15 protein-coding genes are annotated in these 15,668 nt (G+C 71.4%); 10 read left to right on the top strand and 5 right to left on the bottom strand.

Translation table 11 applies throughout. The features are described 5' to 3' along the window. Positions 1–14 precede the first annotated feature (14 nt). Positions 15–170: a type II toxin-antitoxin system Phd/YefM family antitoxin gene (locus tag K0V08_RS12095; protein WP_011931432.1), complete on the top strand. Its 156-nt coding sequence runs from the start codon at positions 15–17 to the stop codon at positions 168–170. Positions 171–249: 79 nt separating this feature from the next. After that, positions 250–1,299: an LLM class flavin-dependent oxidoreductase gene (locus K0V08_RS12090; RefSeq protein WP_079530951.1), complete on the top strand. Its 1,050-nt coding sequence runs from the start codon at positions 250–252 to the stop codon at positions 1,297–1,299. 26 nt (positions 1,300–1,325) lie between these two features. On the opposite strand, the gene arfB is transcribed toward K0V08_RS12090, so the two are convergent. Together arfB and K0V08_RS12080 are read right to left on the bottom strand one after the other, a co-directional pair. Continuing rightward, positions 1,326–1,748, bottom strand: coding sequence for an alternative ribosome rescue aminoacyl-tRNA hydrolase ArfB (gene arfB, locus K0V08_RS12085; protein WP_079530949.1), 423 nt, complete (start codon positions 1,746–1,748; stop codon positions 1,326–1,328). A 55-nt stretch (positions 1,749–1,803) separates the two neighbouring features. Beyond that, the gene (locus tag K0V08_RS12080) at positions 1,804–2,661 is read right to left on the bottom strand and encodes a phosphatase PAP2 family protein (protein ID WP_079530946.1); all 858 of its coding nucleotides are present in this window, start codon (positions 2,659–2,661) and stop codon (positions 1,804–1,806) included. A gap of 161 nt (positions 2,662–2,822) precedes the next feature. On the opposite strand from K0V08_RS12080, the gene K0V08_RS12075 reads away from it, so the two are divergent. From K0V08_RS12075 to K0V08_RS12065, 3 genes are all read left to right on the top strand, one after another. Continuing rightward, the gene (locus K0V08_RS12075; protein WP_011931427.1) at positions 2,823–3,434 is read left to right on the top strand and encodes a flavodoxin family protein; all 612 of its coding nucleotides are present in this window, start codon (positions 2,823–2,825) and stop codon (positions 3,432–3,434) included. 144 nt (positions 3,435–3,578) lie between these two features. Beyond that, entirely contained in the window at positions 3,579–4,436 is an 858-nt protein-coding gene (locus K0V08_RS12070; RefSeq protein ID WP_079530943.1) for a 3-hydroxyacyl-CoA dehydrogenase, read from the top strand. A gap of 114 nt (positions 4,437–4,550) precedes the next feature. Then, positions 4,551–6,356: a lipase family protein gene (locus tag K0V08_RS12065; RefSeq protein ID WP_011931425.1), complete on the top strand. Its 1,806-nt coding sequence runs from the start codon at positions 4,551–4,553 to the stop codon at positions 6,354–6,356. A 16-nt stretch (positions 6,357–6,372) separates the two neighbouring features. Here K0V08_RS12065 and K0V08_RS12060 read toward each other — a convergent pair whose 3' ends face one another. Next, positions 6,373–6,957 (bottom strand): TetR/AcrR family transcriptional regulator, encoded by a 585-nt coding sequence (locus K0V08_RS12060; RefSeq protein WP_227335024.1) that lies wholly within the window; start codon positions 6,955–6,957, stop codon positions 6,373–6,375. 67 nt (positions 6,958–7,024) lie between these two features. Here K0V08_RS12060 and K0V08_RS12055 point away from each other — a divergent pair, with 67 nt between their 5' ends. The 5 genes from K0V08_RS12055 (at position 7,025) to K0V08_RS12035 (ending at position 13,695) form a co-directional block, all read left to right on the top strand. Beyond that, positions 7,025–9,646, top strand: a complete 2,622-nt coding sequence (locus K0V08_RS12055; protein WP_079530941.1) for an MMPL family transporter — start codon at positions 7,025–7,027, stop codon at positions 9,644–9,646. 56 nt (positions 9,647–9,702) lie between these two features. Continuing rightward, positions 9,703–10,890 (top strand): Gfo/Idh/MocA family protein, encoded by a 1,188-nt coding sequence (locus tag K0V08_RS12050; RefSeq protein WP_079530938.1) that lies wholly within the window; start codon positions 9,703–9,705, stop codon positions 10,888–10,890. 98 nt (positions 10,891–10,988) lie between these two features. Then, positions 10,989–12,845 (top strand): glycoside hydrolase family 2 protein, encoded by a 1,857-nt coding sequence (locus K0V08_RS12045; protein WP_079530936.1) that lies wholly within the window; start codon positions 10,989–10,991, stop codon positions 12,843–12,845. Between the two features lie 44 nt (positions 12,846–12,889). Then, entirely contained in the window at positions 12,890–13,348 is a 459-nt protein-coding gene (locus K0V08_RS12040) for a prevent-host-death protein (RefSeq protein ID WP_079530934.1), read from the top strand. Positions 13,349–13,350: 2 nt separating this feature from the next. Beyond that, the gene (locus K0V08_RS12035) at positions 13,351–13,695 is read left to right on the top strand and encodes a hypothetical protein (RefSeq protein WP_011931419.1); all 345 of its coding nucleotides are present in this window, start codon (positions 13,351–13,353) and stop codon (positions 13,693–13,695) included. A gap of 76 nt (positions 13,696–13,771) precedes the next feature. Here the strand turns inward: K0V08_RS12035 and K0V08_RS12030 are convergent, their stop codons facing one another. Then, positions 13,772–14,653 (bottom strand): carbohydrate ABC transporter permease, encoded by an 882-nt coding sequence (locus tag K0V08_RS12030; RefSeq protein ID WP_011931418.1) that lies wholly within the window; start codon positions 14,651–14,653, stop codon positions 13,772–13,774. Further along, positions 14,650–15,636, bottom strand: coding sequence for a carbohydrate ABC transporter permease (locus K0V08_RS12025; protein WP_079530931.1), 987 nt, complete (start codon positions 15,634–15,636; stop codon positions 14,650–14,652). The genes K0V08_RS12030 and K0V08_RS12025 overlap by 4 nt, the downstream gene beginning before the upstream one ends. Positions 15,637–15,668 lie beyond the last annotated feature (32 nt).

Genomic DNA, 15,668 nt, shown 5'->3' with positions numbered 1-15,668 from the left:
GACGAAAGGCTCCCATGTCCGAGGACGACGAGACCTCCTACCTGCTCCGAAACCCCGCTGGCGCGAAGACGCTGCTGGAGGCGCTCGAACGAGCGCGTCACGGGGAGTCCATCGAGCGCGAGCTGATCGAGCCGTCGGATGACGCGGAGCCGTACGACCCGCGGGAATAGGCGAGCGCCCCGCCGCGGTTCGAGTCCATGCAGACGCATCCACCCGGATGCCGCCGCCGTCGAGCACGAGGAGCGTCCCATGGCCACCAAGATCGGCTTCCTGTCGTTCAACCACTGGCAGGACGTGCGCGGATCCCGCGTGCGCACCGCCCAGGATTCGCTCCTGCAGTCGATCGACCTCGCGGTCGCGGCCGAGGAGATCGGCATCGACGGCGCGTACTTCCGCGTGCACCACTTCGCGCCGCAGCAGGCGTCGCCGTTCCCGCTGCTGGCCGCCATCGCGAGCCGCACCAGCCGGATCGAGATCGGCACCGGCGTCGTCGACATGCGCTACGAGAACCCCCTCTACATGGCGGAGGAGGCGGCCATGACCGACCTCATCTCCAACCGCCGGGTGCAGCTCGGCATCAGCCGCGGATCGCCCGAGCAGGTCGAGGCCGGCTACGAGTCGTTCGGCTACGTGCCGCTCGACGGCGAGACCGACGCCGACATGGCCCGACGCCACACGGGCCTCTTCCTCCGCGGGCTCGAGGGCGAGGAGCTCGCGACGGCGACACCTCAGCGCGGCATCATCGCCGGAGGCGTCGCGATCACGCCGCAGTCGCCCGGCCTCCGCGAGCGGATCTGGTGGGGCGCCGGCACGCGCGCGACCGGCCAGTGGGCGGCCGAGCAGGGCATGAACCTCATGTCGTCGACGCTCCTCTCCGAGGACACCGGCGTTCCGCTCGACGTGCTGCAGGCCGAGCAGATCCAGCTGTTCCGCGACGGCTGGGCCGCCGCCGGGCACGCGTGGGAGCCGCGCGTGAGCGTCAGCCGCAGCATCATCCCGATCGTCGACGACGAGTCGGAAGCTTTCTTCGGCATCCGCTCGCAGATCGAGGGCAAGGACCAGGTGGGACAGGTCGGCGGCGAGAAGTGGCGCTTCGGCCGCTCCTACATCGGCAGCCCGGAGCGCCTCATCGAGGAGCTCGGCGCCGACCAGGCGATCGCCGCGGCCGACACCCTCCTCGTCACGATCCCCAACCAGCTCGGCGTGGACTTCAACCTCCGCTCGCTCGCCGCGATCAAGCAGATCGGCGAGGCGCTGGGGTGGGACCGGGCTGACGTGGCTGTGGGCGCGTCGGCCTGATCCGCTGACGCCTGCCCGCCGACCGCTCAGTCGCCGGTCGGCCGCTTGCGCTGCTGCTTCGTCGCGGAGCGCTGCGTCTTGGCCGCGAGGCGACGGTGCTGCGAGCCCTTCGTCGGTCGGGTCGGCCGACGCGGCGCCGCGTCCGGCGCGAGCGCATCCGCCACGATCTCGCGGAGCGCGTCGAGCGCGGCCACCCGGTTGCGGAGCTGCGACCGCTGCTCGGAGACCGTCACCGTGATTGCGCCCCCGACCAGGCGCCGGCCGAGCCGCTCGAGGATCCGCGCCCGCTGCGGATCGGTCAGCACCAGGGACTCCACCGGGCTCCACGTGAGCTGCACCCGGCTGTCCGAGGTGTTGACGTGCTGCCCGCCGGGCCCCGACGACCGGGAGAACCGCCAGCGCAGCTCGGCCGCGGGGATGGTCAGCGCGGGGCCGACCTCGAGATCCATGCGGCAAGGGTCGCACGGAGCGGGACGTGCTCGTGCGAGCTGTGGCCCTTGCGGGTCAGCGCTGCACCCCCGCCTCCACCGCCCCCGGCCGCCGCGCCGTCAGGTACAGCCGGTGTGCCGTGATCACCACCGCGAGCCACGCGCCGCTGAGGAAGAAGGCCGCGAGCACGTCCGTGAACCAGTGGTGGCCGAGGTACACGCGGGAGGCGCCGATGGTGAGCGCGAAGATCACGGCGACCGTGATCGAGAGCACGCGCGTCACCCGGCGGTGCTGGCGGAGGAGCAGCAGGTAGGCGAGGATCCCGGCGATCGCGACCGCGTTCAGCGTGTGGCCGCTCGGGAACGACGGCGAGGTCTCGTACGGCGGCACCGCGTCGGCGAGGGCGGGGCGGGCGCGTCCGATGAGGTCCTTGCCCGCGATGGTGAGCAGCAGGGATCCGCCGCCGGCCGCGACGACCAGGATGATCGGCGTCCACGAGCGGCGCCGCACCGCGAGGAACAGCATCGTCGCCACCGCGATGATCGGCATGACCACGACGCCCGCGACGTCCGTGTACGCGGTCGCCACGTCGTTCAGCCACGGCGTGCGGATGCCGATCATGAAAGCGAGGAGCGGCTTGTCGAGGCCGGCGACCCCGTCGGCGTCGGTCACGTTGTCGTAGACCTGCGCGGCGATCGCGGAGAGGCCGAACGCGAGCGCGAGGCCCACCAGCAGCGTGATCACGAGGGCGGCGTACGGGCCGAGCGCCCGCATGATCCGCTGCACGACGCGGGCGAGGATCCGGCCGACGGGCGTCACCCAGCGCGTGAGGTCGCGGTCGCCGAGGAAGCGGTCGCGGCGGAGCTCGCCCTCGACGCCCTGGTCGGCGGGGTCGAGGGGGGCGAGGGGCCTGCGCCCGGGGGTGTCGCTCATCGGGGATCCTCCACGTCCGGCGGGGAGTCCCGCCCGTCGAACCTACCGACGGCGGGCCGGGAGATGACCGCCGCCTCCGAGCCCTGGCCGATCCGCGCAGCTCCTCGTCAGCCGCCGCCCCGACCGGCCTACGTTCCAGGGGATCCACCGAAGGGAACACCATGACCACCGCGATCGTCCTCAACTGCACCCTCAAGCCCTCCCCCGCTCCCTCGAGCACCAGCAAGCTCGCCGGCGAGGTGCTCGCTGAGCTCGCAACGCACGGAGTGACCGGCCGCGAGATCCGCCTCGTCGACCACGACATCAAGCCCGGCGTCGAGAAGGACATGGGCGACGGCGACGCCTGGCCCACCGTCCGCGAGGCCGTGCTCGCCGCCGACATCCTGATCCTCGCCACGCCCACCTGGATGGGCCACATGTCGTCCGTCGCCTCCCGCGTGCTCGAGCGCCTCGACGCCGAGCTGTCCGAGACCCGCGAGGACGGCAACCCGATCCTGTTCGGCAAGGTCGCGCTCGCGGTCGTGGTCGGCAACGAGGACGGCGCCCACAAGATCACGGCCGACTTCCTCCAGGGCCTCAACGACGTCGGCTTCTCGGTCCCCGCGCAGGGCGGCGTCTACTGGAACGGCGAGGCGATGAACAGCGTCGACTACAACGACCTCGACGAGGTGCCCGAGCGCGTCGCGTCCGTCACCGCGACGGCCGCCCGCAACGCGGCGCACCTCGCGGAGTTCCTGTCGCAGCACGACTACCCGGCGGCGCCCGCCGAGTGAGACCCGCGTCCCCCCGCTCCGCATCGGGGCAGGGGGACGCGTCTGGCCGCACGCGCCGGTCGGGTGCCGTCGGCCGGTGCTTCGCTGGAGGGGCGTCGCCGGGGATCCACCCGCCGCCGCGAACCGCCGACGAAGGAGTCCCCCATGCCCGCATCCGCGAACGTCACCGTGCTCGGAGCGGGGGTGCTCGGCGCGCAGATCGCGTTCCAGGCCGCGAACCACGGGAAGACCGTGACGAGCTACGACGTGGACGACGCGGCGCTCGAGGCCGCGCGCGGACGGCTCGACGCGATCGTCGCGCAGTTCGTGTCCGAGTCCGGCGAGGAGACGCGGGAGTCCGCGACCGCCGCGGCCGCCGGGATCACATTGACGAGCGATCTCGCGGCCTCCGTCGCCGACGCCGACCTCGTGATCGAGGCGGTCCCCGAGCGCCTCGAGCTCAAGCAGGACGTCTACCGCCGCATCGCCGAGGCGGCGCCCGAGCGCACGGTCTTCGCCACCAACTCGTCGACGCTGCTGCCCAGCGACATCGCCGACTCCACCGGCCGCCCCGACCGCTTCCTCGCGCTGCACTTCGCGAACCACGTGTGGCGGCAGAACACGGCCGAGATCATGGGCACCGAGCGCACGTCGCCCGAGGTGTTCGACCGGGTCGTCGCGTTCGCGGAGGAGATCGGCATGGTGCCGATCCCGCTGAAGAAGGAGCAGCCGGGCTACGTGCTCAACTCGCTGCTCGTGCCGCTGCTCGGGGCGGCCTCGGGCCTCGTGCTGACCGGCGTCGCGGATCCGAAGACGGTCGACACCACCTGGCGCATCGCGACCGGCGCGCCCCTCGGCCCGTTCCAGATCTTCGACCTCATCGGCCTCCGCACGGCCTACGCGATCTCCGCGGCGAGCGATGACCCGGGCGCGCAGGCGTGGGCGGCCCACCTCAAGAGCGAGTACCTCGACAAGGGCAAGCTCGGCAGGGAGTCGGGCGAGGGGTTCTATGCGTACCGGTGATCACCCCCGAAAGGGAACAACGCGCTGAGCCCGTCGCCCCGATCAGCTGGATAGGTTCGAAAGGCATCCCCGAGCACTCGGCCGTCTGGGACGTAGACGAATGGAGTCGCTCCCATGGCGAACGCACCTGTCCTGCTCTTCCTGCACGGCGTCGGAGATGGCGACATGGAGAACACCTGGCGGGCGCACCTCGAGCGCGGACTCCGGGAACTCGGATATCCGGACCTCGACGGTGCGGAAGTCGTCGCCCCCAAGTACGCGCACGCACTGCGCGGGTGGGACGAGAAGCAGAGCGTGCCCGGCCTCACCGCCAAGCAACCGGTCCGCGAGGCGGCACGCACGAATCGCCGTGAGTTCGAGCAGCGCATGGGGGCCATCGAGTTCCGCCTGGGACGCGAGGACGCGGGCTCGGGAGTGCCATTCGCTGAGGCGGCTTTCGACGTCGTCTCGAGGAACAGCAGATTCGCGCAAGCGCACAACTACGCGACCGACGCCCAGATCCGCGCGCAGGTGCTGAACCTGATCCTCGCCCGGGTCCCTTCGAACGGGGACATCGTGCTCGTCGGACACAGCCTCGGCTCCGTGATCGCCGCAGACCTCCTCCGTCGGCTCCCTGCCGAGGTGCGCGTGACGGGCTTCATCACCATCGGCAGTCCGCTCGCGCACGGGAGCGTCAACGTCGACAAGCTGCGCGATGTCCTGCAGGAGCCGCCGGCGAACCTCGGCTGGTGGGTCAACTTCTGGAACTTCGGGGACCCGGTGTCCTCCCATCGGGGCTTGTCGTCCGTCTTCCCCTGGATGATCGACTTCCGGATCAACACGCGGCAGGTCGGCATCCCAGCACATGCGGCCGCGGCCTACCTGGCCCATGAGAGAGTCGCCACCGCGATCGGCTACGCCCTCTTCGGCTCGCTATCTCGCGAGGTGGCCCGCGTGGAGCGCGGTGTGGATGTGCCTCTGGACGCCAGTGAGGGGCTCACTCTCCTCGCCCTCCGATACGGCCACTTGACGGCACACCAGCTCGAAGGCTCCGATCGCGACCGCTTCGTCGGGGCCCTGCGCCTCGTGCAGGCAGCAGCCGTCGACCAGATGAAGAGACGGAATGAGACCGACGGCCGCCCCTTGGCCTCCCGCATCGCGGAGCTGGACTTCGACGTCGCAGACGCTGAGGCCGTCGCTCCCGAGCCAACCCCGAGCCGGCACCTCTCGAAAGAGGACGCGGTCGTGGTGATGACGGTGCTGGCCACCGAGAACGTCATCCGACCATTCGAGATCTCCGTCGCGAGGGACAAGCGGCAGCGCGCGATGGAGGATCTGACGGCCGAGATGGGGCTGTCGAGCCGCTACGGCACCGACGTGTTCGAGGCGGCCAAGGAAGCACAGGACGTCCTGACCGCCAGCCGCAACGTCAACTGGCTCAAGTGGGGAGCTGTCGGAGCCGGTGCAGCGGCGATCGTCGTCGCGACTGGCGGGCTCGCTCTCGCTGCGGGGGCCGGCCTCGCCGGAGCCGCCGCCCTCACCAGCGCCCTCGCTGCTTTCGGGCCAGGCGGGATGATCGGCGGGCTGCTGACCGCGGGAACGCTCGTATCCGCGGGCGGAGGTGGGATCGCGTTCGGCCTCGCGAACTCGGGCACGGCCGCCGAGACGCTCGAGTCGGTCGTCCAGACCCGGCTCGCCGCGACCATCCTCCGCAACCGACAGGGACTCGAGCCGGACCGGGCCGTCTGGGATCTCCTCGTCCAGACGGAGATCGCCGTCCGGCGCGAGCATGAGCGGCTCGACGAGTTCAGCGACGAGACCTCGCCCGCCCTCAAGGAGCTGAAGCGCAAGATCGTCACCATCGAGCGCGCGCTGGAGTACCTGGCCGACAACGGGATGGAGCCCGAGATCTCGGAGTACCCGGACGGCGACAGAGACTGAGCCCCCCTGGCTGCGCTCAGGCCCCCGCCGCGCCGCCACCCAGCACGAACCGCACCAGCCGCGTCACGCTCTCCGCGTGGTCGCCCTTGCGGCCGAGCACGCGGAGCACGATGACGCCGAGGATCGCCTGGCCGAGCTCGTCGACGGGCGCGTCGGCGGGGAGCTGGCCCGCGCGGATCCCCGAGGCCAGGCGCTCCGAGAGGTCGCGGTCGACGCCGAGGCTCGCGCTCAGGCTGTCGCCGACGGCCGCGTCCTCGGCGGCGGCGGCCACGAGCGAGCGCACGAGCGGACCGCCGGTGGGCGCGTCGATCTCGGCGAGCACGTGGGTGAGCCAGCCCTCGATGTCGGCGAGGAGGTCGCCCGTGTCGGGCACGGCGAACTCCACCGGGATCAGGCGCCCCTCGGTCATGCACTCGGCGATGAGCGCGCCGCGCGACGGCCACCACCGGTAGATCGTCTGCTTGCCGACGCCGGCCTCCTTGGCGACGCCCTCGATCGTGAGGTGGTCGTAGCCGACGGCGTGGATGAGGCGCACGGTCGCGCCGAGGATCGCCTCGCGGGCCGCTTCGCTGCGGACCCGTCCGGTTCGGTGCTCGTTCACCTGCACAGGGTAGCTCCAGAAACTAGACGAGACGTAGCGTATCGTCGAAGCGTCCGAAGGAGATGACATGGCGTCAGTGCTGTACCGGCTCGGTTCGATGGCCGCGCGTCGCGCGTGGCTCGTGATCGTCTCGTGGGTGGTGATCCTCGGGATCGGCGTGGGCTCGTTCCTCGCGTTCGCCGGCACCCTCGGCAACAGCTTCGACATCCCCGGCACGGCGTCCGGCGCCGTCACCGACGAGCTCGCGCAGACGCTGCCCGACACCGCCGGCGGCACCGGCACGGTCGTCTACCGGACCACCGACGGCTCCGCCTTCACCGCGGCGCAGGAGCAGGCGATCTCCGCCCTCGCCACGAGCGCGGGCGACCTCCCGGGCGTCGCGCGCGTCGTGGATCCCTTCGCCGTCACCCAGCAGCGCGCCGACCAGGCCGCGCAGCTCACCAGCGGCGACGCGCAGATCACCGCGGGCCGCAGCCAGCTCGACGCCGCGCAGCAGCAGCTCGACGCAGGGAAGGCGCAGCTCGACGCAGGCCAGCAGCAGCTCGCCGCCGCGCGGCAGCAGGCCGAGGCCGCAGGTGCGCCGGCCGCGCAGATCGCCGCGCTCGACGCGCAGCAGGCCCAGCTGGATGCGCAGACGCAGACCCTCCAGGAGCAGCAGGCGACCGTCGACGCCAATCGCACGCAGCTCGAGTCGGGCGTCGAGCAGGCCGAGCTCGGCCGCACGCTCCTCGGCCTCACGGACGGCATCGGCGTCGTCTCGGCGGACGGGTCGACGGCCATCGTCAACGTCTCCTTCACGGATCCGCGCCTCGAGCTCTCCGAGGAGACCAAGCAGGACACCATCGCCCACTTCCAGGACTCCCCCGTGGACGGCACGAGCGTCGACTTCGCGACCGACCTGGCGCAGGGCGTCCCCGAGATCTTCGGCATCGGCGAGGTCGTCGGCCTCGTCTTCGCGGCCATCGTGCTCATCGTGATGCTCGGCACGGTCATCGCCGCGTCGCTCCCCATCGTCACCGCGGTGGTCGGCGTGGGCGTCGGCGTCACGGCATCGCTCGCGTTCTCCGGGATCGTCGACATGGCGTCGGTGACCCCGGTGCTGGGCGTGATGCTCGGCCTCGCGGTCGGGATCGACTACTCCCTCTTCATCGTCAACCGGCACCGGAAGCAGATGCTCGCCGGCACGGGCGTGCGCGAGTCGATCGGGCTCGCCAACGGCACCTCGGGCACTGCGGTCGTGTTCGCGGGATCCACCGTGATCGTCGCGCTCCTCGCCCTCAACATCACGGGCGTGCCGTTCCTCGCGTTGATGGGCACGGTCGGCGCGGTGTGCGTGCTCGTCGCGGTGCTCGTCGCCATCACGCTCACGCCCGCGGTGCTCGGCCTCGCCGGGACGCGCGTGCTGCGGAAGCGCGATCGCGCCCGCGCGTCGGCCGCCGACCCGGCCCGGCCGCAGGAGGCCGCGACGACGCTGAAGCCCATGTCGAACGCGCGCGCCGTGCTCACGGTGCTCGGCACGGTCGTCGCCCTGCTCGTGATCGCGATCCCCAGCCTCTCCATGCGGCTCGGCCTGCCCGACGGATCCAGCGAGCCCGCCGGATCCACCAGCGAGCGCGCGTTCACGACGGTCGCCGACGAGTTCGGCGAGGGCGCCAACGGCCCGCTGCTCGTGGTCGCCGACGTGCCCGCGGGCGTCGCCGACGGCGACCTCCTCGCGACCCAGGTCGAGGTCGCGCAGGCGCTGCACGACCTCGACGACGTGGTCGCCGTCGCCCCGGTCGCGAACACCGACGACGGCACCGTGCTCGCATTCCAGGTGCTCCCGCAGGAGGGCCCGAACAGCGCATCCACCGAGGAGCTCGTGCAGGACATCCGCGCGCTGCCCGAGCTCGACGGCGGCATCACGCTCGGCGTCGCCGGGCAGGCCGCCACCAACATCGACATCTCCGAGGCGCTGGCCGCGGTGCTGCCGCTCTACCTGCTCGTGGTCGTGGGCCTGTCGCTGCTGATCCTGATCGTGGTGTTCCGCTCGATCCTCCTGCCGCTCATCGCGACCGGCGGGTTCGTGCTGTCGCTGTTCGCGACCTACGGCCTCATCGTCGCGGTGTTCCAGTTCGGCTGGGGCGCGAGCCTCATCGGGCTGGAGAGCAGCGGACCGATCCTCAGCTTCCTGCCGGTGATCCTCGTCGGCATCCTGTTCGGCCTCGCCATGGACTACCAGCTGTTCCTCGCGAGCGGGATGCGAGAGGCGTACGTGCACGGCGCCGAGGCGCGGCTCGCGGTGGTGCAGGGCTTCCGGGCCGGGCGCGCGGTCGTCACCGCGGCGGCGCTCATCATGGTGTCGGTGTTCGGCGGGTTCGTCTTCTCGGAGTCGACCATCATCCGGTCCATCGGCTTCGGCCTCGCGTTCGGCGTGCTACTGGATGCGTTCGTGGTGCGGATGCTGCTGATGCCCGCGCTCATGCACCTGCTCGGGCGCTCGGCCTGGTGGCTGCCGCGCTGGCTCGACCGGATCCTGCCGGACGTCGACATCGAGGGCGCCGCGCTCGAGCGCACGCACCCGCACGCGTCGGCACCGGCGGCGGACCTCCCTGCCGGCCTCCCCGCGGACGGCGGGCACGGCGCGCACGCGGCCCCGCCCACCGCGTCCACCATCCAGGCGGAGACGGCGGCGGCCCCGCGCGACTGACCCGGCGCCCGGTATCGTCGGAGCGGGCTCGCCGTCGTGCCCGGGAGGCGAGCACCATGACCACGTCCGATCGCCGACCGGGAGCCGCTGACGCACCCGCATCCGACCGCCTGCCCGTCGTCGTGGTGGGCGCCGGCGTCATGGGCGCGCTGTGGATCCGCATGCTCGCCGGCTCCCCGCACGCCGCGCTCGTGGGGGTCGTCGACCTCGACGTGCCGCTCGCGGAATCCGCCGTGCGCGCCGCGGGGCTCGACGGGATCGCCGTGGGCGCGTCCGTCGCCGAGGTCGCCGCACGCTCCGGCGCGCGGGCCGTGGTGAACGTGACCGTGCCGCAGGCGCACCGCGTCGTGAACGAGCAGGCGCTCCGCGCGGGCCTGCCCGTCCTGTGCGAGAAGCCGCTCGCACCCACCGTCGCCGAGGCGCTCCGCCAGGTCGCCCTCGCCGACATCACCGGCGGGCTCCTCATGGTCAGCCAGTCGCGCCGCTACTTCACGCACCTCACGGCGTTCCGCGAGGCGGTCGCGCAGGTCGGGCCGCTCGCGGTCGTGCACGCGCAGTTCCTGCACGAGGACCACGAGCCGGGCTTCCGCGAGCAGATGGCGCACCCGCTGCTCGTCGACATGTCCATCCACCACTTCGACCAGCTCCGGTACGCGACGGGCGAGGAGCCCATGGCCGTGCGCTGCAGCTCGTGGAACCCGCCGTGGAGCTGGTTCGCGGGCGACGCCGCCGCGACCGCCGACTTCGAGCTCGCGTCCGGCGCGCGCTTCGCGTACGTCGGCAGCCGCTGCACGCCGGGCATGCCCACCTCGTGGAACGCCGACTGGTGTGCGTACGGCGAGCGCGGCGCCGCGCACTGGGACGGCGACGACGTCGTCGGCCTCGACGTAGAGGGCGGCCGGTTCGACGTGCCCGAGCACCCTGAGGGCATCGCCGCGTCGCTCGAGGAGTTCGTCGGATCCCTCCGCGCCGGCACCACCCCGCCGACGGAGGTGCGGCACAACGTGCTCAGCCTCGCGATGGTGGAGGGCGCGATCCGCAGCAGCGAGCGGGGAGGCGAGCGCGTCGTCATCGCCGACCTGCTCGAGGACGCGCTCGCCCAGGCGATCGCCGACGAGCGGAGCGCGGACGTCGCCGACCTGCTGCGCTCGTGGACGAGCGCGGCCGACGGCATCCGCACCCCGGCCTGGGGATCCGCACCCGCCGCCACCCCGCCCGCCACAGCCGCGCGCGACGCCCGCTGACCGACGCGCCCGCCTCCCGTGCGGCGCCGTCCCATCCCGCCGCGGCAGGCTGGCATCGACCGCACCTCCCCTCCGTCTCGACAGAAGGAAGCCCGATCATGACCGACAGCACCGCGACCGCGACCGCCACTCCCGCCGTCCCCAAGCCCGAGCACCCGCGCCCGCAGTCCACGCGCCCCGACTGGCTGAACCTCAACGGCCCGTGGCAGTTCGAGCGCGACCGCGGCGACAGCGGGCTCGAGCGCGGGCTGCTCGAGCGGGACCTCGCGGAGGAGATCCTCGTGCCGTTCGCCCCGGAGTCCACCGCGTCGGGCATCGGCGACGTCGACTTCCTCACGGCCGTCTGGTACCGCCGCACGGTGCGGATCCCCGCGGGCTGGAGCGGCCGCCGCGTCCTCCTCCACTTCGGCGCGGTCGACCACGACGCGACCGTGTGGGTGGGCGGCGAGGAGGTCGCCCGGCACCGCGGCGGCTTCACGTCGTTCACGGCGGATCTCGGCGTGCGCGCCGACGAGGAGGAGCTGACCGTCGTGGTCCGCGCCCGCGACACCCGCGACGAGCCGCAGGCCCGCGGCAAGCAGGCGACCTGGTTCGAGAACACGTCCTGCTTCTACACGCGCACCACCGGGATCTGGCAGACGGTGTGGCTTGAGCCCGTGCCCGAGGCCCACATCCGCTCGGCGCACATCGAGCCGCAGCGCGCGGACTCCTCCTTCACCGTCACCCCCGAGCTCTCGCACCGCACGGCCGGCCTCGTGTTCGAGGCCGTGCTCGCGGACGCCGCCGGGGAGATCACGAGGTCGCGGATCCCCGCGGGCGACATGGGCGCGCGCGTCACCCTCCGCATCCCCGCGGTCCGCGTACGCGAGTGGTCACCCGAGGACCCGCATCTCTACGACATCACGCTGCGCCTGGTCGACGCCTCGGGCGATGACGACCGCGTGGTCGACGAGGTCGCCTCCTATGGCGGCCTCCGTTCCATCGCAATCGACGGCCGCGACGTGCTCCTCAACGGCCGCCGCGTCTTCCAGCGCCTCGTGCTCGACCAGGGCTACTGGCCCGACACGCTCATGACCTCGCCCGACGACGCCGCCCTCGTGCGCGACATCGAGCTGTCGATGGCCGCGGGCTTCAACGGCGCGCGCCTGCACCAGAAGGTGTTCGAGGAGCGGTTCCTGTTCCACGCCGACCGCCTCGGCTACCTCGTGTGGGGCGAGTTCGGCGACTGGGGCGCGGGCGGCGGCCTCGGCAAGGACGCGCAGCAGCCGACGGCGTCGTTCATCACCCAGTGGATCGAGGCGGTCAGGCGAGACCGCTCGCACCCGTCGATCGTCGGCTGGTGCCCGCTGAACGAGACGTACCAGGCGATCCACGACCGCATCACTCAGCTCGACGACGTGACCGCCGGCATGTACCACGCGACGAAGGCGGCGGATCCGAGCCGTCCCGTCCTCGACGCGTCCGGCTACTCGCACCGCGTGCGCTCCTCCGACGTCTACGACTCGCACTCCTACGAGCAGGATCCGGACGCCTTCCGCCGCGAACAGGCGGGCCTCGCCGACGGCCGGCCGTTCGTCAACGACCTTGACGGCCGCGCGATCTCCGTGCCCTACGCCGGCCAGCCCTTCTTCGTCTCCGAGTACGGCGGCATCTGGTGGAACCCCGACGAGATCGACCGCCCGCAGGCCGACGCCAGCGACCCGGCACGCGCGGTCTCGTGGGGCTACGGCGAGCGCGTCGCCAGCGTCGAGGAGTGGCACGCCCGGTTCCGCGGCCTCACCGAGGTCCTGCTCGAGGATCCGCTCATGTTCGGCTACTGCTTCACGCAGCTGACCGACACGTTCCAGGAGCAGAACGGCATCTACGACTTCCACCGCCGCCCGAAGTTCGACATCGCCCGGATCCGCGCGGTGCAGGAGCAGCGGGCGGCGTACGAGGTGCGGGACGACGCCTGACGCTGCACCTGGACTTCCGAACACGTTCCGAATAACATGACGGCATGTCCCTCCTCCACGGCGCCCGCACCACGACCCGCCGCTCATCGGATCTGAGCAAGCACTCGGCGGACGTGTTCGCGGAGGCGGAGCAGCACCCGGTCCAGGTCACGCGTCGGGACGGGGAGACCCTGGTGCTGATGTCACAGAGCGCAGCGGATGCGAATTCGCAGCTCCTCCAGTTCGCGGCCGACCTCATCACCGTCACGCTGGACGACGCGGGCTCCCTGTCCTCGCGCATGACCCAGCGGTTCCCGTGGATGCTCGCCCTTTCGCCCAAGGATCGCGAGACCTGCTCGCGCGAGCTCGTCGACGCCGCGCGCGCCTCCTTCTCCACCGGCCAGCCCCACCTCGCGATCGCCGAGCTCACCTCCTGGCGCGAGACCGCGACGGCCATCGCCGCAGGGCTCGCGTCCTCGCCGGTCGAGTGGCTCGCCCACCCGGCGCCGGTCGAGCGCCCCTGACCGTGGCGAAGGATCCTCAGGTCCCGCGGCCGACGAGGAAGTCCGAGTACACGATCGTCTTCGCCTCCGAGGGCGCGCGGAAGGGGTGGCAGGATCTGGCCGCGACGATCCGCGGACCCCTGGCGGACACATGGGACTTCCTCATCCGGACGCCGACCGAGCGCACTCCGACGAACTACCCGCTCAAGGGCGAGGAGCTCGGGATCATCACCCGCGCGGGCACGCGCCACGTGCGCTGGCAGCACAAGCCGACCGCTCGGGGCGATGCCCGCATCTGGTTCTACGTCGCAGGGCAGACGGTCTTCCTCGAGCAGGTCCACACGAGGCACCCGAACCAGACGAAGTAGCGCACGCACGACGAGAGCCCGCCCCCGCGATCCACATGGACCACGAGGGCGGGCTCTCGTCCGGGGCGAGGCCGCATCACCTCCCGGCGAGCGACCCGCCGATCCCGCCGACGCTGAAGTACTTGTTCAGCAGGGCGAAGATCAGCACGGGCGGCAGCATCATGATGACCGCGACCGCCATCACCGAGCCCCAGTCGGCCGCGTTCTGCTGGAAGAACGTGTTGAGGCCGATGGGGAGGGTGTACTTCGTGAAGTCCTGCAGGAACAGGAGCGCGATGAGGTAGTCGTTCCAGGCCAGCAGGAACGAGAAGATCGCGGTCGACAGGATGCCCGGCAGTGAATTGCGCAGCACCACGTGGATGAATCCGCTGAACACGCTCGCGCCGTCCATCCAGGCCGCTTCCTCGAGGGTGATCGGGATGGAGTCGATGTAGGCCGCCATCATCCAGATCGCGACCGACATGGTCGACCCGATGTAGATGATCGCCACGCCCTGGAGCGTGTTGATGAGGCCCATCGCCGAGAACGTGATGAACAGCGGGATCGCCGCCGTCACCACCGGCAGGGCCTGCACCACGAACAGCACGAGTGAGTACCCGGAGACGAGCTTCGACCGCGAGCGGCTGAGCACGTACCCGGCCGGCGCCGCGATCACGACCGAGACGAGCACGGTCACGAGCGCGACGATCAGGCTGTTGCCGAGCCAGATCATCACGTCGGTGCCGCCGAGCACGCGCTGGAAGTTCTCCAGCGTGAAACCGGTCGCCGTGGAGTTCTGCCCCGGCTGGGTGGAGAGGAACAGCACCGCGAGGATGGGCGTGATCACCACGAGCGTGATGATCGCGATGAGCAGGAAGCGCCACCACTGGCCCTTCTGCTCGCGCTGCTTCGCGGAGGTCCGCTTGACGTCGCCGAGGGTCGCCGATGTGGCGCCGCCGACGGCGAGTGCCTGGCTCATTCGATGTCCGCCTTCTTGATCTGCCGGTACAGCAGCGTCGACACGATGACGAGCACGGCCGTCATCATGAAGGCCACCGCGGTCGCCGGGCCGGTCTGCAGGTTCTGGAACGCCTGCTGGTACGCCAGCACGATCAGCGACGTCGTCGCGTTCACGGGACCGCCCTGCGTGAGCAGGAAGATCGTCGGGAAGTCGTTGACGCAGAAGATCGTCATCAGCACCCAGCTGATGTACGTGGTGCGGGAGATGATCGGGAGGGTCACGCCGCGGAACGCCTGCCAGGCGCTCGCGCCGTCCATCTTCGCCGCCTCGTAGACGTTGGTGTCCACCGACGCGAGCGCCGAGGACATCATCATCAGCATGAACGGGAAGCTGATCCACACCTTGAAGACGCAGACCACGACCTGCGCGAGGACGGGATCGCCGAGGAAGTTCGCGTCGGGGAACCCGAGCCTCTCCAGGATGATCGGCACGGGGCTCTGCGGCGTCGCCACGAGCCAGTTCCACGAGGTCGCCGAGACGACCACCGGGACGATCCACGGCAGGAGCAGCAGCACCTTGAAGAACCCGTTGGCGGGGATCCGGGTGCGCAGCAGCAGCGCGAGCGCGAGCCCCACGATCCACGACCCGAAGACGCCCACGACCGTGAACACGATCGTGAACGTCGTCGCGTTGCGGAACGACTCCGAGGTGAGCACGTTCGCGTAGTTCTCGAGCCCGACGAACGGCGTCTGCCACGGCAACGTCGACGGCGTGCCCTGCTGCAGGGACTGCAGGAACGAGTACACGACCGGGTAGACGTTGAGGAGCACGAGCAGGATGAGGGACGGCAGCGCGAACAGCGCCAGCGTCTTCCCCGCCCGGCCGAGCGGCGTCTTGCCGCGGCCCTTCCGCGGCGCGGCGGGCGGCCGACCGGGGCCGGCCACTCCGACGCCGCGACGCGCCAGCCCGATCTTGTCGGCGACGCGGGTGTCCACCGCCATCAGATCACCCCGTCCACGTCACGGCCTCCGGG

Source organism: Clavibacter michiganensis (assembly GCF_021216655.1).
GTDB classification, from domain to species: Bacteria; Actinomycetota; Actinomycetes; order Actinomycetales; family Microbacteriaceae; genus Clavibacter; species Clavibacter michiganensis.
Note: the sequence above shows the minus strand (reverse complement) of the source record. Positions and strands in the feature narration are given on the sequence as shown.